19 protein-coding genes and 4 pseudogenes are annotated in these 19352 nt (G+C 69.0%); 13 read left to right on the top strand and 10 right to left on the bottom strand.

Annotated features, from left to right (window positions below):
* The first annotated feature begins 200 nt into the window (after positions 1-200).
* Entirely contained in the window at positions 201-1496 is a 1296-nt protein-coding gene (locus tag CTJ15_RS04490; RefSeq protein ID WP_019462459.1) for a hypothetical protein, read from the top strand.
* An 86-nt stretch (positions 1497-1582) separates the two neighbouring features.
* Here the strand turns inward: CTJ15_RS04490 and CTJ15_RS23875 are convergent, their stop codons facing one another.
* The 7 genes from CTJ15_RS23875 to CTJ15_RS04460 all read right to left on the bottom strand — a co-directional run bounded on the left by CTJ15_RS23875 (position 1583) and on the right by CTJ15_RS04460 (position 10113).
* On the bottom strand, positions 1583-1987 hold the full coding sequence (locus tag CTJ15_RS23875) for a hypothetical protein (RefSeq protein WP_126281826.1): 405 nt from the start codon (positions 1985-1987) through the stop codon (positions 1583-1585).
* Between the two features lie 11 nt (positions 1988-1998).
* Positions 1999-2676, bottom strand: a complete 678-nt coding sequence (locus tag CTJ15_RS04485; protein WP_019462461.1) for a ParA family protein — start codon at positions 2674-2676, stop codon at positions 1999-2001.
* A gap of 303 nt (positions 2677-2979) precedes the next feature.
* Positions 2980-6222, bottom strand: a complete 3243-nt coding sequence (locus CTJ15_RS04480) for an error-prone DNA polymerase (RefSeq protein WP_019462462.1) — start codon at positions 6220-6222, stop codon at positions 2980-2982.
* Positions 6223-6229: 7 nt separating this feature from the next.
* Positions 6230-7747 (bottom strand): DNA polymerase Y family protein, encoded by a 1518-nt coding sequence (locus tag CTJ15_RS04475; RefSeq protein WP_019462463.1) that lies wholly within the window; start codon positions 7745-7747, stop codon positions 6230-6232.
* Positions 7737-7970: a hypothetical protein gene (locus CTJ15_RS04470; RefSeq protein WP_019462464.1), complete on the bottom strand. Its 234-nt coding sequence runs from the start codon at positions 7968-7970 to the stop codon at positions 7737-7739. Before CTJ15_RS04470 ends, CTJ15_RS04475 begins: the two co-directional genes overlap by 11 nt.
* Positions 7971-8119: 149 nt before the next feature.
* Positions 8120-9448 (bottom strand): plasmid replication protein RepC, encoded by a 1329-nt coding sequence (gene repC / locus CTJ15_RS04465; RefSeq protein ID WP_019462465.1) that lies wholly within the window; start codon positions 9446-9448, stop codon positions 8120-8122.
* 311 nt (positions 9449-9759) lie between these two features.
* Entirely contained in the window at positions 9760-10113 is a 354-nt protein-coding gene (locus tag CTJ15_RS04460; protein ID WP_019462466.1) for a hypothetical protein, read from the bottom strand.
* Positions 10114-10691: 578 nt separating this feature from the next.
* On the opposite strand from CTJ15_RS04460, the gene CTJ15_RS04455 reads away from it, so the two are divergent.
* From CTJ15_RS04455 to CTJ15_RS04420, 8 genes are all read left to right on the top strand, one after another.
* Entirely contained in the window at positions 10692-10910 is a 219-nt protein-coding gene (locus tag CTJ15_RS04455; protein ID WP_027297467.1) for a hypothetical protein, read from the top strand.
* Positions 10911-11270, top strand: a complete 360-nt coding sequence (locus tag CTJ15_RS04450; RefSeq protein ID WP_019460385.1) for a type II toxin-antitoxin system PemK/MazF family toxin — start codon at positions 10911-10913, stop codon at positions 11268-11270.
* A gap of 312 nt (positions 11271-11582) precedes the next feature.
* A complete protein-coding gene (locus CTJ15_RS04445) occupies positions 11583-11843 on the top strand; it encodes a hypothetical protein (RefSeq protein ID WP_019460386.1) in 261 nt (86 codons plus the stop codon).
* Positions 11840-12262: a type II toxin-antitoxin system VapC family toxin gene (locus tag CTJ15_RS04440; RefSeq protein WP_019460387.1), complete on the top strand. Its 423-nt coding sequence runs from the start codon at positions 11840-11842 to the stop codon at positions 12260-12262. The genes CTJ15_RS04445 and CTJ15_RS04440 overlap by 4 nt, the downstream gene beginning before the upstream one ends.
* The gene (locus CTJ15_RS04435; protein WP_099781243.1) at positions 12259-13290 is read left to right on the top strand and encodes a site-specific integrase; all 1032 of its coding nucleotides are present in this window, start codon (positions 12259-12261) and stop codon (positions 13288-13290) included. The genes CTJ15_RS04440 and CTJ15_RS04435 overlap by 4 nt, the downstream gene beginning before the upstream one ends.
* Positions 13291-13305: 15 nt before the next feature.
* On the top strand, positions 13306-13941 hold the full coding sequence (locus tag CTJ15_RS04430; RefSeq protein ID WP_099781242.1) for a hypothetical protein: 636 nt from the start codon (positions 13306-13308) through the stop codon (positions 13939-13941).
* Complete coding sequence (locus CTJ15_RS25100; RefSeq protein WP_193009593.1) at positions 13934-14770, top strand: ScpA family protein; 837 nt, start codon at positions 13934-13936, stop codon at positions 14768-14770. Before CTJ15_RS04430 ends, CTJ15_RS25100 begins: the two co-directional genes overlap by 8 nt.
* Positions 14771-14969: 199 nt before the next feature.
* Complete coding sequence (locus CTJ15_RS04420; RefSeq protein ID WP_126281824.1) at positions 14970-15578, top strand: H-NS family nucleoid-associated regulatory protein; 609 nt, start codon at positions 14970-14972, stop codon at positions 15576-15578.
* A gap of 234 nt (positions 15579-15812) precedes the next feature.
* Here CTJ15_RS04420 and CTJ15_RS04415 read toward each other — a convergent pair whose 3' ends face one another.
* Positions 15813-16127 (bottom strand): HU family DNA-binding protein, encoded by a 315-nt coding sequence (locus CTJ15_RS04415; RefSeq protein ID WP_039733579.1) that lies wholly within the window; start codon positions 16125-16127, stop codon positions 15813-15815.
* 110 nt (positions 16128-16237) lie between these two features.
* Between CTJ15_RS04415 and CTJ15_RS23870 the strand changes: the two genes are divergently transcribed.
* Positions 16238-16402 (top strand): manganese efflux pump, encoded by a 165-nt coding sequence (locus CTJ15_RS23870; protein ID WP_226945936.1) that lies wholly within the window; start codon positions 16238-16240, stop codon positions 16400-16402.
* A 33-nt stretch (positions 16403-16435) separates the two neighbouring features.
* On the opposite strand, the pseudogene CTJ15_RS04410 reads toward CTJ15_RS23870, so the two are convergent.
* Positions 16436-16645, bottom strand: a pseudogene (locus CTJ15_RS04410) (YqaA family protein); the annotation flags it as partial.
* Positions 16646-16745: 100 nt separating this feature from the next.
* Positions 16746-17273, bottom strand: a pseudogene (locus CTJ15_RS04405) (TetR family transcriptional regulator); the annotation flags it as partial.
* A 54-nt stretch (positions 17274-17327) separates the two neighbouring features.
* On the opposite strand from CTJ15_RS04405, the gene CTJ15_RS23865 reads away from it, so the two are divergent.
* From CTJ15_RS23865 to CTJ15_RS24665, 3 genes and pseudogenes are all read left to right on the top strand, one after another.
* Positions 17328-18179, top strand: a complete 852-nt coding sequence (locus CTJ15_RS23865; protein ID WP_126281823.1) for a DNA-binding domain-containing protein — start codon at positions 17328-17330, stop codon at positions 18177-18179.
* Between the two features lie 9 nt (positions 18180-18188).
* Positions 18189-18410: pseudogene (locus tag CTJ15_RS25305) on the top strand (transposase family protein); the annotation flags it as partial.
* A 336-nt stretch (positions 18411-18746) separates the two neighbouring features.
* A pseudogene (locus tag CTJ15_RS24665) lies at positions 18747-19307 on the top strand (IS21 family transposase); the annotation flags it as partial.
* Positions 19308-19352 lie beyond the last annotated feature (45 nt).

Below are 19352 nucleotides of genomic sequence, written 5' to 3'. Positions count from 1 at the left end.
CCTCCCCTCCTGCCCTCCATGCCTCGCCTCTCTCCGCACCAATCGGGTTCAGGCTCGCGGGCCGTGATGCGAACGGAAAGAGGATTGCCACGCAGCCTTCGCTGCTCGTTCGCACCGTGACGAGCGAGCCTCGGGAAAGGCGACTGGAGACGAGGGAGATCGGCATGCTGGCGGTGGGAAGGCGTGGAGACGGAGCCGGCATGCGCCCGCTCGATGCGGAGGAGGACGCGGTGCTACGCGCGGCCTTTGGCCGCTTCGGGAGCGAGCGGGCGCGCAGCCGCGGCGCCGAGGTGGTGCGCCGGCACCAGCAACAGGCACGGTGGTTCTTCTGCGACTGCAGACCGGATCGGGTCCGCCCGCCCGCGCTGGTGCCGGTGGCCGAAAGCCACGTCCGGCGCCATAGCGAAGAGCCTTGGGCCGAGCATGTGGCGGAATGCGATTTCTTCCTCGACGCGGCCGAGCAGGCCGATCTGGTCCGCAGCTACGACCGGCGGCACGGCGTGTCCGGGCTGCGGCTGCTTCGCCGCTTCGCCGAGGACCGGGCGGCGCCGGCCGAGGCGCCGGGGCTGCATCGCCGGAGCTACGAGCGCAGGCGCGAAAGCCTTGCCTGCCTGCTCACCCATCTCGCGGCCGAGGCCGGCCTGCAACGGCTGGGCCCCGGTTTTCCGCCGCCGATTGGAGAGCAGTTCAGGGCTCTGCGTCGCGCGGCACAGGAGGTGGATCTGGATCGCGGCGTGCCACTGGCCGAGTGGCTTTGCACCTGGCGGCCTGATTTACCGCTCCTGTTGAGGCGGATCGACGCGGCCTCCGGGGATGCCTTCATGCGCGGCAGGACCTACGGTGTCCTGCTGTCGGTTGTGACCGGGTTTAAGTCCGGCGTGCTGCAGATGGCCCAAGGGGAACCACTGGAGGTTCGAGGCCGCATCTCCGTGTGGGAAGAATGGATCGGGCCTGCGGTCCCTGGGATCGAATCTGGGATGGCGCGGGCGCCTTACCTCGCGATCTGTCTTATCGGTCGGCCTGGACCGGAGGAGCCTGCTGAGGCGCTGCGCGCCTACCTGCATCCCTGCATTTCAAAGACCCACCTCATGCTGGTCAATGGCGCCGCGGAACGTTGCACGCTGAACCAGTTGCGCCGCCTGCAACGTTGGCTCGCCCTCAAGGTCGAACTTTCGATCGAAATCGAAAGGCCTCTGCACGACCTTTGTCCGGATAGAGACGAGGCACGCGAGCCGTGCATCCCGGATTGGATCCTTCGTTCGGACCAGTTTGCGCGCCGAGGGCATCCTCTCGTGGTGGTCGCCACCATGGGTAGCGAGGAGCTGGTCTATCGCGAACGGAAGCGACGCATCCACGCCGAGACGGCCGAAGGTCTCGGCCTACAGGGGCCTGTTCCCCTGGTTCCTCACACCTTCAGCGGCCCTGCACGGCAATCCCAGGACGAACGCGACGACCTGTGCTGGCGGGCGGTACGCCTGGCTGTTGCCGGCATTTGATATGGAGAGACAATCATGAAAACCGGAAAGACCGATTGATCTATATCGGTCTTTCCGGTTTTCCGGAAACCTCGAAAACCCGAGACCTACGGGTTGCGTTGGCGCTTCCGTTCGTCGTGCAGGTCTGCCTCCAAGACTTCGATCCCGTCCTTGCGCAGAGCAAGGAGGAGCTGGTTGCGAATGGTCACCCCAGTTTCGGCATAGCGTCGCCGAAGCTGCTGCAGGACGTATTCCGGCGCCTTGGTAGACAGTGAAATTTCGGGCGATCGGCCTGACGTCACAAGTCCTGGTTCGGCTCGCTTCGCTGCCGGTGCTGTCTCCGGGTTGACCACCCGCACTGCGCCGCTTCTCAAGCCTCTTTCAAGGGCTTCTGGGGTCTCCAGCACCTCGGCGGCACTGAAGCGTGGATCGTGGGCCGAGGTGGGAACCGGCGTGGGGCGAGATCCCAGATCCGGGGCTTGCAGGACCGGGCGAAGGGGTTTGGTGGCCATCGGTCGATCCTTCAGGCGGCGCTGGCCAGGGTGGAGGGATCGCCTGCTATCAGGGCCATCATCTCATCAAAGACCCCGACGAAGTTAGCGGCGGCATTGCTTCCTCTGTCATGGAGGTGAGGAATATGTGCGGTGTAAGTCATTTCCTTCCACGCGGCCCGATCACCGAAGGCAGCCGTGAGAACATGTGCGCCTACCCGCTGGTACTGCTCGCGCAGAAAGGCTTCCACTCTTGGCCTGGCGGCGCCGGCCGCCGTCCTCGTCAGAAGTATGCCGCGCGCAATTCGGCGACCGCTGATCTCCTGGGCCTCCTCGGCCTGCCGCCAGGTCTCTACCCCACAGCGCAGGTCGGTTTCGCTCATCTGGGACGGAACGATGACGAGGTCCGCCAGCGCCATTGCCACCTGGGTGTCGTTGGTGGCAGCGCCCATCAAGTCGATCACGACATGATTGTGCTTGGATGCCAGATCTCGCACTAGCGCAGTGACCCGGCGCTCCCCATCCGGAACAGCCACCTCGACACGCGTCAGCTCTGGCACCTTCGCAAAAAATGCCTTCAGGGGGCGGTTCGGATCGAGGTCCAGGGCAGCCACCGTCTCCCCGCGGGCGACCAGCTCGGCGACGGTACACATCGCGGCGGTGGTCTTGCCCGAGCCTCCTTTGACCTGGGCAAACGTCACAATGGCCATGGAACTCTCCCGAAACACCGGTTTCGTGAAACCGGGCTTTCCCGCTCACCTTCTTCGTTGTAACCCGCTTTCACGGAAACCCGATAGCCCTAAAGAGCTATTTCCCTATTTCGGGAAAGCCGGAAACAGCCCTTTGGTACATCTCGGTATCGGGTGAACTAGTAAGAGAAATCAGGCGCTTGTACTGACTAAGATGCCGCTGATGATCTGCCGGGAGAAACGTACCGTCCCTCAAACCACAAGTAGGGCAGACCGAACGTGCCATCGGTTTCTACTGATTTCCCGAAAGCGGGAAAGCAGACTTTACCGAAAGTCCCGGCTTGCTGGCATGCCTTTGGGTGATTGAGCCGGGGGCCTTTGACCGCTGAAATCGTCATCCATAAGGCCTCTGAGCAAGTCGGAGCGGTCCTCCAATCGGCGGCAGATCAGGTGGATGACCGGCACCTCGGCCCGCTCGGCCTCACGCTCGATCCGTCCCTCCACCAGCAGCAGCCGGGCCCCGATCAGGGCAGCGCGGTCGCGTGCAGCGATGTCGGCGTAGACGACGAGGTTGGCGGTGCCGTGCTCGTCCTCCACCGTGACAAAGACGATGCCCTTGGCCGTGCCGGGCCGCTGACGCATCAGCACCAGGCCGGCGAGCCGGATCCGGGCGCCGCCGCGCAGGCTGTCCAGGTCCCGCGTCGTGCGGCAGCCCAGCGCTTGCAGCCTCGGCCGCAGCAGGGCGAGCGGATGCTGTCGCAGGCTCAGGCCCGTCGCAACGTAGTCCAGCATCATCGCTTGCCCATCGTCCTCGGCCGGCAGGGCAGAGGAGGGTTCGGACAGCAGCGGCGGCTCGCCGGCCGCCGCTGCCTGGCCGGCGAGGCGCAGCAGGGGAGGGGTATCGTTCTCGACTCCCCTGGCGTCCCAGAGGGCCGTCCGGCGATCCAGTCCCATGCCCGCGAAGCCATCCGCCGCGGCCAGCGCCTCGATCGCCCGCCGGGGGACGCCCGCCCGGCGCACCACCTCGTCGACCGAGGCGAAGGGGCTGCCGTTGCCCGCGCGCCTTGCCTCGGCCACGCGCTTGCCGTCCTCGGCCGCCAGTCCCTCGGCCAGCCGCAGGCCCAGCCGCAGCGCCAGGCCCTCGGCGCTGCGAGCTTCTGGCTCCAGAGTGCAGTCCCATTGGCTCTCGTTCACGTCCAGTCGCCGCACCACCACCCGGTGCTGTTGCGCGTCGCGCACGATCTGCGCCGGGGCGTAGAAGCCCATCGGCTGGCTGTTCAGCAGTGCTGCGGCGAACACCGCCGGGTGGTGGCATTTCAGCCAGGCCGAGGCGTAGGCCAGGTGGGCGAAGGAGGCGGCATGGCTCTCGGGAAAGCCGTAGCTGCCGAAGCCCTCGATCTGCTTGAACACCCGTTCGGCGAGCTCGGGGTCGTAGCCGCGACGGACCATGCCGCCGACCAGCCTGTCGCGATACACCGCAACACCCTGGGTGTATTTGAAGGTCGCCATGGCACGGCGGAGCTGGTCGGCTTCACCGGGGGAGAAGCCGGCCGCCACGATGGCGACCCGCATCGCCTGCTCCTGGAACAGTGGCACGCCCAGAGTGCGGCCGAGCACCTTCTCCAGCTCGTCGGGCGGCCCATGCTCCGGCGCGGGGGAGGGGTAGACCGGTGCCTCGTCCCCCCAGCGCCGGCGCAGGTAGGGATGCACCATGTCGCCCTGGATCGGCCCGGGCCGGACCAACGCGACCTGCACCACCAGGTCGTAGAAGCGGCTCGGCCGCAGCCGCGGCAGCATGTTCATCTGCGCCCGACTCTCGACCTGGAACACGCCCAGGGAGTCCGCCCGGCGCAGCATGGCGTAGGTTTCATCGCAGTCGCGCGGCACGGCGGCCAGGTCGAGATCGGCGAGGCGGTGCCGGCGCAGCAGCTCGAAGCCACGCCGCAGGCAGGACAACATGCCCAGCGCCAGGATGTCGACCTTGAGCAGGCCAAGCGCCTCGACGTCGTTCTTGTCCCACTCCAGCACCGTGCGCCCGTCCATGGCGGCGTTGCCAATGACGGCCATCTCGATCAGCGGCCCGCGCGAGATGACGAAGCCGCCGACATGGGTGGCCAGATGCCGGGGGAAGTCCTGGATCTCCTCCGCCAGCTCCAGGGCGAGGCGCAGTCGGCGGTCGGCGAGGTCCAGCCCCTCGGCCGCGGCGATCTCGACCAGGCTGTCGTCCCGCCCTGGCCCCCAGCTGGCCTTGGCCAGCCGGCCGGTGACGTCCTCCGACAGCCCGAGCACCTTGCCGACCTCGCGCACGGCGGAGCGGCCGCGAAAGCGGATCACCGTGCCGACGATGGCCGCGCGGTCGCGCCCATAGCGGCGGTAGAGGAACTGGATCACCTCCTCGCGGCGCTCATGCTCGAAGTCGACGTCGATGTCGGGCGGCTCGGCCCGCTCGGCCGAGAGGAAGCGTTCGAACAGCAGGTCGTGTTTGGAGGGATCGACCGCGGTGATGCCCAGCACGTAGCAGACCGAGGAGTTGGCGGCCGAGCCGCGCCCCTGGCAGAGAATGCCGCGTCCCCGCGCGAAGCGCACCACCTCGTCCACGGTCAGGAAGTAGGGCGCGTAGTCCAGCTGCCCGATCAGGGCGAGCTCGTGGTCAAGGCGCGCCTGGATGTCGGATGACACGCCGCGCGGAAAGCGCGCCGTCGCGGCCTCGGCCACCCGCACGGCCAGCGTCTGCTGCGGCGTGCGGCCGGGCTCCAGGATCTCGTCGGGGTACTCGTGCCGGAGTTGGGAGAGGGAGAAGCCCTGGCACGCGTCGAGCACGCGCAGGGTGCTGCGCAGGGCGTCCGGATGATCGCGGAACAGCCGCGCCATCTCGGCGGGCGGCTTGAGGTGCCGCTCGGCGTTGGGCTCGGCGGCCTGTCCGAGGCGGTCGACGGGGCGGCCGAGGCGAATCGCCGTCAGCACGTCGGCGAGGGGACGGCGCCCGGGAGCGTGGTAGCGCACGTCGTTGGTGGCGAGCAGGCCGGTGCCGGTCACCGCCGTCATCTCGGCCAGCGCCTCCAGCCGGTCCTCGTCGATGTCGTCGAAGCGCACCGTGGCGGTGCAGAGCAGCGGCAGGGCCAGCACGCCGCGCAGCGCCCGGGCATCGGCCTGCAGCCGATCGGCGAAGGCGAGGTCGGGGCGGAGGGGCGACACGGCGGCGAGGCACCAGCCCGGTGCGTGGGCCAGCATCTCCTCGCGGGTGATGGCGCATTCGCCCTTGGGTGAGCGCATCCGGCCGAGCGAGAGCAGCCGCGTCAGACGGCCGTAGGACGTCCGGTCGGTGGGCCAGGCCAGGTACTCGGCGCCGTCGTCCAGCCGCAGCCGGCAGCCCACGACATAAGGCAGGTCGAACTCGCGCGCCGCGACATGCCCGCGCACCACCCCGGCCAGGGAGTTGGTGTCGCAGAGCCCCAGCCCGGCATGGCCAAGGGCCGCGGCCGTGGCCACCAGCTCCTGCGGGTGCGAGGCGCCGTCGAGCAGCGTGAAGTTCGAGCGGCACCCGAGCTCGGCATAGGCGGGGGACATCGGAGCCTCACGCCAGGTAGCCGTGCAGGAACCAGCGCGCGGGTGCCGTGGGCCCGTCCACCCCGAGGCGGCAGAGCCAGAGCCGCTCCCCCGTCCCGGTCAGCACCCGGAAGTAGTCCCGGCGGGGACGGTCGTGTGTCTCGCCCCACCATTCCGGCTCCAGCCGCTCCGGGCCGGCCGCGTGCCGCACCCGGTGCACGCGCCCGTCCAGGCGCAACTGCGCCGGCGGGCCGTCCGGAACCTCGGCGATCACCGTCAGCTCGCGCGGCCGGTCGAGCAGCCGCACCGGCCGCCGCCGCTCGCCCCAGCCCTCGGGCGCCGCCATGGCCGGCACGAAGGGATTGGCCGGGACCACCGCCCGCTCCGGCCAGTGGCTACCGGTCGGGCTGGGACGCCACAGCATCACGCGCTGGCTCAGCCGGTCGAGCAGCTCCGACAGCACTGTCTCCTGGTCACCATTCGCCTCCGCGCCGCCCAGGACGGTCGCCATCTGCCTTCCCGCGAGCGGGTTGGTCTCCGTGGCGCGCAGCACGAAGCGGTCGAAGCCCAAATCGGGCTCCAGCCGCCCCAGCGGCTCGACGAAGAGCCGGCGCAGATGGGCCGGGGCGCGGCTGGCCTGGCCCACGCCGACCGCCACCTCCTGCACGTCGCCGTCGACGCGGAAGGTCAGCAGGCTCAGGCGGCGGGCGCCGCGGCCTGCCTCAGTCAGCGCGCCGCACAACTCCTCCAGCAGCGTGTCCACGGCGCGGTCGATCGCCGGGCGGGTGACGATGGGCTCCAGGAAGGTCTGAGCGGCGGAGAAGTCCGGCGGCGGCTGGATCAGCTGCAGAGGCCGGACCCTGGCGCCGGTGGCGAAGTCCAGCGCATCGAGCAGCGGCCGCCCGAAGCGCCGGGCCAGCGGCGCCCGAGGCTGACGCAGCACCGCGCCCACGCTCCGCAGCCCGAGCCGGGCCAGGCCGCCCGCGACGCCGGCGGGCAAGCGGAGGGCCGCGACCGGTAGCGGGTCCAGCGCCGTGGCATCCTCGCCCGGTGCCACCACGGTGCCGTGGTACCCGGCCTGGACGAGGGCGGCGGCGGCATCGGCATTGCCGGCCATCGCGACCCGCACCCGGTAGCCCGCTCGCCGGAAGCCCTCCTCCAGCGTCGCCAGCAGGGCGGTCTCGCCGCCGAACAGGCTGGTGGCGCCGGTAACGTCGAGGATCAGCCCATCCGGAGCATCCAGCGCCACGGCCGGCGTGAAGCGCAGCGCACAGGTCGCGAGGCGGCGCAGCAGATCGGCCTCGCCGGCGGTATCGGCGGGGCGCAGCACGAGGTCGGGCAGCATGGCCCGGGCATCGGCCAGCGACTGCCCGGCCCGCAGGGGCGGGGCATCGGCGCAGACCAGCACCCGCCGGTTGCCCACGGCCTGCCAGGTCGCGACCGGCTGGCCAGCGAGATCCGGCGCTCGCCGCCGCAGCGCATCCACGGCCAGCCAGGGCAGCCGCAGCGCGACGACGCGACGGGCGTGCTCCAGGTCAGCCGACATGGTGCGGCCGACCGGGCGGGCGCTTCATCAGCACGAAGCCGGCCCGCTCCAGATGGCGGGCCAGGTGCTGGGCCGCCAGATCCGCGATCATCTCGCCGCCATGCGGTCGCGGCCGGCCGCGCTCGTCGTAGCGCAGAGCGTAGGACAGGGCCTCGGCCACCTCCTCCGGCCGCGCGGGGGTCAGCGGATTGCCGCTGGATTCGTTGGGACGCTCGTCGGACATGCCGGCAAGCTATCTGGCGAATCCAGAACATAACAAGAACCTTGTGCCCGGTTTCGTGACAGCACGGCCTGGTCGGGCGGCTACACGACCTGTTCAAAGCCCGTGCGTCAGGACGTTGCGGGGCGCGGTGAATCCTCACCCTCAGCCGATCACGGTCGCATGACGGATCCCGCCGCGCCCGATGCCCGAGTCGGCGTACCGGTCCGGCCCACAGTATCGGCCAGCCCGTGCAGAGTCCGATCCAGATGCAGGTCGCCCTCCTGGTGTTTCTCCAGCATCCGCCGCAGGTAGCCGCCAGGATTACGGATCAGGCCAGCCTCGTGCTTGGCCAGCACGGTGCCCAGCGCCACAGCGCCGCCCTGCTGGCCCAGCAGGTTCAATGCGTGCAGCCGGGCGTGTTTCGAGATGCCGATCTCGGCGCCGGCATCGCTGGCCAGCACCCAGGTATCGCGCCATGAGGCCGGCACGCGGCGGCTCCGGTCCCGCAGGCCCGGGACGAGGTGGAGCAGCACCTCCGGCGTCATCGGGAAGCCGCGCAGCACCGCCGGCTGTCCTGACTCGCCTCCTGCTCCCTTTGCCACCGCTTCCGTGGCCGACCGCTCCTGCGATCCGGTTCCGCCTGCTCCTGCCTCCTGAGCATGGCCGCAGGCGACGGGTGCAATCGCTTTAGCGATAGAGGGGTGGTTTGTAGTTGTAATGGGGTGAACCAAGGTTGCACCGTGGGGTGAATCCTCCCCGTGATCCGCAGGGATGGCCGCCCGGATCAGGCGCTCGGTCTCGTCCAGCAACAGGCGCAGCCGACCGGCGATGGGGGCCAGGGGACGCGGATCGTCCAGGCGGCGGCTCTGGAGGGTGAGGGCCTCGGCCTCCCGTTCCACCGCCAGCCAGTCGGAACCGGGCAGCTCGCGCGCCTGGCCCAGCGCCGTCAGCTCCAGCGTCCGCCGCCGCAGGAAGCCGCATTCGCGCCGCAGCCGCGCCGCCTCGGCCGCTTCCTGCCGCTGCACCTCCAGCAGCCGCTCCCAGGCGGGCAGCCGCTCGGCCAGCGGCGCCAGGCTGAAGCCCGAGGCCCGGATGATGCGTCCCTCCGCATCCCGCATGCCCCAGTGCTGCCCGCCGCCCTGCTCGTGCGAGACGATCAGCCCGGCCTCCAGCGCCAAAGCGAGGTGGTACTGCACCGCCCGCAGGCCGAGGCCGAGGTCGCGCATCAGCTGCCAGCGGCCGGGCCAGACGATCGGCAGTCCCTCGCCGTTCCAGTCCTGTGCCGTGGTGTAGCGGAACAGCACGTCGATCAGCGTGCGCAGGCGCTCGTCCAGGCCCAGCAGCGGGAAGACCCGCTTGAACACCGCCAGCACCCGCACATGGCTGACCGCCTCGATGCGGCCGGTGAGGTCCGCGGTGTTGCGGATCTGCGCCGGGGTGACGCGGCGCCGGCCGGTGGGCCGGGGTGGGGCCGGGGGGTCGGAATCCGAACTCGACATGGCTCGCTCCTCGCGAGCGCGCAGCCGCACCGTCGACAAGGCTCTCCCGTTGTCAGGCGAAGTGTCGCTTGACGAAGGGTGAGCCCGTTTCTAGATTGGGGTCAGACATTTTTGGCCCAATCCAGAGTTTTCAGTGCGATACGGCTGGTGCTTGCAGGCACCGGCCGTTTTGCTTTTCAGCGCGCTATGGGTTGGGTCCTCACAGGACGGTGGAAGGAATGTCCGCAAACGTCGGGTGACGAGTCCGGACGGTGGACATTGCGGGCATATGCTGGCCAAAGTCCAGCCGTAAAACTCCGCAAAATAGTATTCTAGGCGGCGATTGCCCCTCGCAGGGCGTCCCGGCGTTCCAGATAACCGTGCAAGGCGGTCCAGACCACTGCCGAGCGGGTGACGCCATGCAGCATGGCCAGGTGATCCACTCCGGCCTTGAGCTTCTCATCGACCCACAAAGTTCTGCGGGAGGCCCTGGAGGCGGGGGTGGCCATGAAGATGATTGGCTCGCCCGCCTCGGCACGCTGGATCAGCTCCGCGAGCGCTTCCTCGTGCAGATCGCGTGCGAAGAAACGCTTCTGTTCCTGCATGGCCTGGGCGTTGCGCTTGTCGACCAGCTGCTGGATGGCGCTCAGGTAGTTTGCCGGCAGAGGGGTATCGAGCTTTCCCATGCTTGCGGTTCTGTCGGTCAGGGGACGGACCATCCTGGTGTTCCAAGGGGCTCCTGCCCCGGGGCGGGGGGCATACGGGGTTGGTGCTGGCACCTGGAAGCATGCCCGAGCCAGCCAGGAAGGGCCAGGAACCTCGTCGTACCTCGCTGCGGCCGATCCACCCATTGTGCTGTGCTCTCGCGGCGACGGCTCCAAGCTCTGGAACCGCGCGATGCGAACGGGAACAGGAAAAATCGGGGGCCGCGCCGCCATTCCCACCGGCGGAAGGCAGAAGGATGTGCCACGATCCTGCCTCTGCCGGGATGGCTGCTTCTGTCTTCGTGATGGGATGCTGGGTGCGAGGACTGCTGCCGGTGGATGGCGCCATCTATCTCGCGACAACAATGTGTTATCCGATTATCAGGCACGATAAGCATCTATTATCGTGCCTGATGATTGAGGAACTGGCAGTTGCCCTATTTCGAGTGGAAGGCTAAACAGCTCCAGCATGGTCTTCTCCGGAGATCGTCGTCGCTCATCAGGCAAGACGACCCGGGCCGGAACCGCTAGAATCCCGGGGCTTGCAGGAGAGCCAATCGATGCCGCAGATCATTCTCGATGCCACGGCTGGGGACGTCTCGGCGGAACTCGCCCGGCGTGGCATCCCTGGGGGTGTCCGTGTGCATGTCGTGGTCGAGTTCACCGAGAACGAGACCCTTCCCATGGGCAGGATGGCTCAGGACGGCAAGGCGTTCGACTGGCTGCGGGATGAGCCCGACCTATATTCGGATGACGACCTGGTGGAGACGCGGCGCTAGGTGTTCGCTTTCGGCAGCATCGTTCTCACCCGCTTTCCTTTCACCGACCTGTCCGGCGACAAGCGGCGCCCGGCGCTGGTGGTCTCACGCGACAATGACCGGCGGACCGACCTCGTGGTCTGCTTCATCACCTCCGTGCCCCGCACCGGCCCCGATATGGCAGCGCTCGCGGCCAGTCCGGGGACCGGCTTAAAGATCCTGTCCGTGGTGCGCTTCGATAAGCTGGCAACGCTGGATCGCTCGGTCATCGCCGGCAAGCTGGGCGAGGCACCAGCGGACTGGCTGGCGGAGCAGGCCCTGCTGTTCTTCGGGGTGTTCGGCTTCGGTCAGCCAACGGTCGCCAGAGAGGGCGCTCCATGACCCAGCACGCGGCGACCATTTCTCTTTCGATTCTACGACGCAGCCGGGCCCGCCATGGCTGGAAGCCTATCGACGCCTGAGCGCTATTTCCTCGGCGTGCTCATAAGCCGGGCACTGAGAGCGCTTTCGTTTCCTGCCCCCGATGAAGCCTTGGCGAGCATACCAACGCCAGCAGGCTGCGAGGAGGTTCTGGGGCATGGCAACTGCCCGGGACCACAAGGCTGAAGGGCGGCCGGATCTCATAAGGGTTTGGTGCAGCTTGATAGCATTTGATAGCATAGTGTCCGTGGCTGGATTGGGCAGAAGCACGACATGGCAAGCCTGTTGATCCGGAACGTCGACGAGGCGTTGCGGGAGCAGCTCAAGGCCCGCGCCCGCCGGCACCGGCGTTCTGTCGAGGAAGAGGCCCGCGAGCTTCTCCGCGCTGCCATGGCCCGGGACACCGTGGGCAGCGAGACCCTGCCTGCCATCGCCGAGCGCTTGTTCGGTGCCGAGCGGGGCTTTGACCTTGTTCTGCCGCCCCGCGGCACGGAGCGGGACCGCCCGCCACTCTTCGGTGAGGACGAAGGGTGATCCTGCTCGATACCAACGTCGTCTCGGAACTCATGCGGGCCAGCCCGGATGCGGCGGTGCGGCGCTTCCTCGCCGCCCAGCGCCTGGAAACCCTGTTCCTGCCCAGTCTGGTCGTGGCCGAAATCCGCTATGGGCTTGCGCGATTGCCGGAGGGGCAGCGCCGGGCCGGTCTCGAGAGCCTCTTCGAACGTTTCCTCGCCGAGGGGTTCGCGGACCGGATCCTGGTTCTCGATGCGAGCTGTGTCGCCCGTTATGCGCGGGCCCGCGCGGCGCGAGAGGCCGCGGGCCGGCCCATTGCTCTGGCCGATGCGCTGATCGGGGGGATGGCATTGGCCCATGGCGCGACCCTCGCTACCCGGAACACGACCGATTTCGAAGGGCTGGGTGCCACGCTGGTGAACCCGTGGGAGGCCGCATGACGGATCAGCCTGCCGACTGGCCCTCCGATCTTCCCCGGTCGGTGCAGCGCCTGGTGCGGGAGCCGCTGCCGCCGGAGGCGCTGGCCGTGCTCACCGGTCCGGTTGGCGAGGCGGTGGCGGAGGCGGCGCGCTACGCCGGCCGGGCGCTGGCCGACAACACGAGGCGCGCCTATGCCGCCGACTGGGCCGACTTCGCCGCCTGGTGCGCCGCCGGCGGCGTGGCCGCGCTGCCGGCCCAGCCGGTGGTCGTCGCGGCCTATCTGGCGAGCCTGGCCCGCAAGCTCGGCCGCAGCGGGTTGCGCCGCCGCCTGGCGGCGATCGCCCATGAGCATCGCCGCCTGGGCCATCCCTGGCAGAGCCGGGACCCGGTGATCAACGCCACGCTGCGCGGTATCCTCGGCCAGCACGGCGCTCCCGCTCGCCCGGCCGCGGCGCTGACCTCCACCGAGGTCAAGGCGTTGCTGGGCGCCTGCGGCAGCGACCTCCGTGGCCTGCGCGACCGGGCGCTGTTCCTGATCGGCTTCGCCGGGGCGTTGCGGCGCTCCGAGCTGGTGGCGATCGACCACGAGCACCTGCGCTTCACGACGGAGGGGATGGTACTGTTCATCCCCCATTCCAAGCGCGACCAGGAGCGGGAGGGGGCGAGCATCGGCATCCCGCGCGGGCGGAACGTGCTGTCCTGCCCGGTGCGGGCGATGGAGGAATGGCTGCGCCGGGCGCGCATCGCCTATGGACCGGTGTTCCGCCGCCTCTCGGCCGGTGGCCAGATCGAGGGCCGGCTCACCGACCATGGCGTCTGGCGCATCCTGCGCCGGCGGGCGGAGCTGGCCCGGATCACGGTGGACACGGCCGAGCGGCTGAGCCCGCACGGGCTGCGGGCGGGCTTCATCACCGAGGCCTATCTGAAGGGGGCGCTGGACGAGCAGGTGATGCACCACGCCCGGCAGAAGAGCATCGCCACCACGCAGGGGTATCGCCGCCGGGTCCGCATCACCCGCGACAGCCCGGCCCGGCTGCTCGACCTGTAGGCGAGGGGTCTGGCCGTGCCGTCCGCCTCCGTGCCGGATGCCATTGCTGCCCCGGCCGGGGACGAGGCCCCGCTGGCGCCGGCGCACACCGACTGGCTGCGCAACAGGCTGCGGATCAGCGGTCCGGCGGCGCGGATGGCGGATTTCCGGGCGGCGGCGGCGGGCCCCGGGGTGATCCCCTGGCAGCACGACCTGGAGCGGCTGCGCGAGGACTGGTTCCTGCAGCTGGCGGGGCCACCGGACGGGGAGCGGGCGATCAGCCTGGCCGGGGCACGGATCCTGTCGCAGCGGCTGCACGATGCGGTGGCGGTGCTGCAGCAGCGGGCGGTGGCGCGGAGGACCGGCGAGCTCAGCTGTCCCTTCGACCTGCAGCGGCTGCTGCCGGTGCCGGAGCGGCTGCTGGCGCTGGGCCCCGACGACCCGCAGGCCCGGGCCTGGCTCTGGGCGCACTGGGGCACGACCCGGGCGCTGCGGCACGTGCGGGAGGTGCCGGCCGGGCGCGACGGGCGGCAGCGGCGGATGGACGCACTGGCGGTGGAGTTCTGGTCGGCGGACTGGTCGCCCTGGCAGGCGCTGCGGCGGCTGCGCCGGGCCTGGCCGGAGCTGACGCTGGAGCTGCGGCCGGATTATGCGGGGCCGGAGGATGGCTGAGGTAGCGGTGGCCTGGGAGTATCCGGCGGGGCAGGGCAGGGAGGCCGCGCCACATCCCGGTGGCCCGCCGGTGCTCAGCCTGGAGGACTTCGAGGGACCGCTCGACTTCCTCCTGGAGATGGTGCGCCAGCAGAAGCTGCGGCTGGGGCAGCTGTCGATCGTGCCCCTCGCCGAGCAGTTCGTGGCCGCACTGGAGGCAAGCCGCGGCCAGGTGCCGCTGGAGCGGCAGGCGGACTGGCTGGTGATGGCGAGCGAGTTGGTGCGGCTGAAGGCACAGGCGCTGCTGCCGCCGGTGCCGGAGGTCGCGGGCGAAGCCCCGGGTGAGGCCGGGGAGGAGGCGGCGCGGCAGCTGCGGCGCTGGGAGGAGCAGGCGGCGATCCGGGCGGCGGCGGCGTGGCTCACGGCGCGGCCACAGCGGGGCATCGACGTGCTGGGCCGGGGCAGCGGGGCAGGGGAGGCGGAGAGGGATCTGCCGCCGCGGGCGGCGATGGTGGTGGCCTTCCTGGAGGCGACGCTGCTCATGCTGGAGGGGCAGGGCCAGGGCTCGGCGCCTGGGGACATCGCGCGGGTCTACCGTCCCGTGGCGCCGGATGTCTGGACCCTGCCGGACGCCCTGGCATGGCTGCGCCAGGCGCTGGAGGAGCAGCTAGGCGAGGTGGACCTGCTCGGCGTCGGAGCCGGGCGGACGCCCGCCCCGGCAACACCGCTGCGGCAGCGATCCGCCGTGGCGAACACCTTCCTGGCCGGGCTGGAACTCGCCCGGCAACGCGTGGTGACCCTGCGGCAGGATAGCGCATTCGGGGGCATCCGGGTCCAGGCGGTGCCATAGCGGTGGATGCCGGCAGGTGGCCGAAGCGTTGCTGTGCACCCGAAAGAGGGGTGACATCGCCCGCCGGACGTCCCACCTCGGACAGGGCGGAGCGCGCAACCGATAACCAACCAATCCGGACTTTCAGGAGCGGTCCACCTGCGCATTCCGCAAGAGCCAACGATAAAGAGAAGACTATGGCGCCCAATGACCCCCAAACGTGGAAGCCACGTCATTGCACCTGACACCTGAGCATAAGGCGACGCTGCAGGCCTGTGGCTACCAGGTTCTTGTGGCTACGCCCGAGCAATTGCAGCGCTTGACGCAGCAGCGGCGCGTGTTCGCTGCATGTGGCGGCAGTGTGGTGGTGCGGCGCGCGGACGGGTTCCTGGAGACCCACGCGACGCTGGCGGCGATGCTGGAGCAGCATGCGCAGGCGCGGGATCTGGTGATGGATGCCGGGAACGCACCCGAGGCTGGGAGCGCCGTGGACCCCAGTCGACCCGCCGCACCGCAGGACCCTGAACTCGTGACAGATGGCGGGGAGGTGGATGCTCGTGCCAGCCTGGAACAGGCGAGAGCCGATCTGGTCGCCGAGTTCGAAAGCAAGGCCGCGGCTCTCGGTCTGTCGGCGGCGGGATTGGTGCATGACCGCATGCCCGCCCCTGGCCACGGGCCGGGTGGACGGAGCCGGCGCGCCGGCGCCCGGGTCCCCGTCAGGTATCGTGGGCCGAACGGCCAGGAGTGGAGCGGCCGTGGCCGCCCGCCCAGCTGGATCGTCACGCACGAAGCGGCGGGAGGGCGCCGCGAGGCGTTCCTGATCGAATAGCCCGACCCAGTTCCTGCGCTATGCCGCTGTGCTCAATGTCAGGAAGAGCAGCGGCTCTACCACAGATCAAAGTGCCAAGGGCCTCGTGGCCCCGCTTACATCGTTCCGCCTGGGACGCTCTCGGCTCCCTCAGGCTGACGGATCTGTAGTGAAACAATGTGACGAAGAAAGTCCTCGCTCAGGCGGTGATGGAGAAGAGCCGACAGGGCGCGCCGGTGATCGCGGCGCGTCCTGTCAGCCGGCCTTGGCGGCCTTGCGGCGGGCCTTCTTCACGCCGGCGAACACCGCCTCCTTCAGGTTCGGCGACGGCTTGAACCTCACCGTCGCGCCGGCCTTGACCTGGACCTTCTCGCCGGTGCGCGGGTTCATCTTGGTCCGCTTCGGGGTTTCTCGCACCGAGAAGGAGCCGAACTCCGGCAGCGAGAAGCGACCGGTCTCGACGATCTCGGCCTTGATGGCCTCGATCACCGCACCCGCCAGCCGCACCGAGGCCAGGCCGGTCAGATCGGAGGATTGCTGAATCACGTCAGCGATGAACTTCTTTGACATGGGAACGATCCATAGCCAGAAGATGGCCCAGAGCCAAGCCGGAAGCAGCGCGATCTGGTGCCACACCTGTAGGTGCCGGGACGACACAGGTTCTTTCTCCCGCAAATTCCGTGCAGCCATGGCGATGTGAGGCGGCTTTCGCTCTGGCAACCGCGGGCATGATGGTGGGGCGGCTTGTCGGCGGTCGCCTCGGGCGTTGGGCCGAGGGACTGGGCGGCCTGTGCCTGATGGGGATCGGCCTCGGCATCCTCATCGAACACCTCGCAGCCGGCTGACCGGGACGGCCTCCGTAACCCGCATCATCCGCTTCAGTCCAAGGTGACCGCGGCCAGGACCAGATAGCGCCCGACCTTGGCCAGGGTGACCAGCGCCAGGAACAGCGGGAACGGCTCGCGCATCACCCCAGCCACGACCGTCAGCGGAGCGCCGATCACCGGCAGCCAGCTGAACAGCAGCGACCACCGGCCCCAGCGCTGGTTCCAGCCTTGTGCGCGCAACAATGCTTCCGGCGTGACGGGGAGCCGCACGAGTTCAGCCGCGGCTAGCTCCACTTGTGCCGGAGGCGATGGGCACGGGAGATAGACCCAAGGCCCCGCGCGGTGGTCACCGTGGAGGCAACTACCTGCCGGGGCGGCGCCCGAGACCATGGTTTCCGAGATAGGCGCAGAACATGTCGGCCATGGCATCCGCATAAGCGCTGATGTCCGCCGCCGAGAGCGACTCCTCGGAGAACTCCTTCCCAACGGTGCTCATCGTGGTCATGACGAGGTCGCCAGCCAGCTCGCGTGTAGCGTCCGAGGCATCGGGCAGAACGTCACGCATGAAAGCCTCGATGACGCGGTCTCCTGCCGCCCGCGCTTCTTCTGCTTCCGGAGCGTCGCGGTAAAGGGGCGCCGCGTCGTCGAGTGCGGCCCGGACGGCCGCCTCCTCGCATTCCGAGCAGATGAAGGCGTGAACCAAGGCCCGCAGCCTGTCCAGCGGTGGCTTTGAGGCGTCCTCAAGGATCGTGCGTAGCAGGTCAGTCGTCTGGCGCCATTCATCGCGCTGTATCCGGAACAGGATGGCCGCCTTGTTCGGGAAGTACTGGTACAGAGACCCGACACTCACGCCCGCCCTTTCCGCGACGCGTGCCGTGGTGAACCGCTGCTGTCAGGGTTCTTTAACCAAGATAATCAGAAATTTGGATAAATCAGATGGTTAGTGCCTCTGATTTCCCTTGACCATGATAATCCGTTTCCTGAAAATGATAATTGTATCGATATTGGATCGTTGTTTGTGCCCAGGATCGATATCCATGGACCCAACGACGTAGTCTGGGCCACAGGCGAGCACCGGCTCCGGGTGCTTACACCTCTCGCACGCACCGACCGGAGTACGGCCGGTGAAGTGGATGCCGCGGCCCGAGAGCTCGGCATCGAACGTGCTCAGTGCTATCGCCTGCTACGCCGTTTGCGCGCGGACCGAACTGTCACGGCGCTGCTCCCAGGCCCAAGCGGACGCCGCGCCGGCGTCCGCCTGCTCAACAAGGCCGTGGAAACCACCATCGAGAAGGCCATCGACGAGTTCTACCTTCGCCCCAATTGCCCGACGCTGGCTGACCTGATGCGTGAGATTGGACGCCGTTGCGTCGCACAGGATCTGGCACTGCCGTCGCGGAAGGCTGTTACACAGCGTGTGGCAGCCCTGGATCCTCGTGAGTTGCTTCGCCGTCGCAGGGGCGCCCGGCACGCACGCCGCAAGCTCGGTCGGATTGCCGGCCATCTCACCGAGGAGCGGCCACTCGGACTGGTGCAGGTCGATCACACCCTGGCCGACATCATGGTGGTGTCCGCCATCGACCGTCGTCCGCTGGACCGTCCCTGGCTCACCCTGGCCATTGACGTCGCTACCCGCGTGGTGACGGGTTTTCACCTCAGCCTGGAGCCGCCCTCGGCTCTGGGCGTTGCCCTTGTCAATGCCACTCGTGAGTTGGTTCTCCCGCACTTTCCGTGCTGTGGCTCGTCGTTCCAGGGTGGGATGATCACATTGGAGGGGCATCGTTCCTCTCTCTGAAAGCTGGGATTGTCCAAGCGTCTCCTGCTTCTGCTTCCAGCGGGGCTGCTGGTTCAGCAGGTCCTGCCCGCTTCCGATGACATCATCATCGCCGCCACGCTACCTTCCGAGGCCGCCACCTGCCCAGCTTGCGGCACGTCGTCACGGCGCGTTCACAGCCACTACCAACGCCGCCTCGCTGATTTGCCATGGCAGGGCCGCCCTGTGACGCTGCGTCTCCAGGCACGGCGGTTCCGCTGCCTCGACCCGACCTGTACCCGGCAGACCTTCGCCGAGCGGCTCCCGGAGGTTGCGGCCGCCGGGGCACGGCGGACCCGGCGACTGGGCGATCTGCAGCGCTGTGTAGGCCTGGCGCTCGGGGACAAGGCCGGCGCGCGCCTGATCGAGCGTCTGGCCTGCGTATTCCGGAGCAAGTCGGCACCTGATTCCGATTTGAAGTCGGCCGTTGATTCCGGGATGAAGTCGGCCATTCCGATCGGAAGTCGGCACCCCTGTGGGGTGGGTGGTTGCTCGACCGCTGGGCTGGGCCCGGGCCTCCTGTCTCGCTGGACGCGAGGGGGAGCCCGGATGCCAGCCGAGAGAGTGTCGATGCGACGAGTGCGAGAGATCCTGCGGCTGAAGTACGAGGCGTGCGCCTCCGACCGGGCGATCGGCCTTGCGGTGGGCGTGGCGCGCAGTACGGCGCGGCTGTGCCTGGACCGGGCAGCGGCGGCCGGCCTGACCTGGCCGCTGCCGGCGACGCTGACGGACGGTGCGCTGGAGGCGCTGCTGTTTGCGGGCGGCGGGGCGGTTGCCGGGCAACGGCGCAAGGCCGAGCCCGACTGGGCCGTGGTGCACCGGGAACTACGCCGGCCCGGCGTGACGCTGATGCTGTTGTGGGAAGAGTACCGGGCCAGCACCCCGGGTGGCTACCAGTACAGCCGTTAGTGCGAGTTCTACCAAGGCTGGGAGGGCCGTCTGTCGCCGGTGATGCGACAGGTCCATCCGGCTGGCGAGCGGCTGTTCGTCGACTTCGCCGGGCAGACGGTGGAGGTGATCGAGCCTGCCACCGGCGAGGTGCGCACGGCGCAGGTGTTCGTGGCGGTGCTGGGGGCGTCGAGCTACACCTATGCCGAGGCGGTGTGGACTGTTGACCGGCGTGGAATAGGGGCTCTGACGCAATTTCGATGGCGG

It is taken from the genome of Roseomonas sp. FDAARGOS_362, from assembly GCF_002754815.1.
Classification (GTDB): domain Bacteria; phylum Pseudomonadota; class Alphaproteobacteria; order Acetobacterales; family Acetobacteraceae; genus Roseomonas; species Roseomonas mucosa.
The sequence above is the reverse complement of the archived record's forward strand: the minus strand, read 5'-3'. Positions and strand labels throughout refer to the sequence as shown.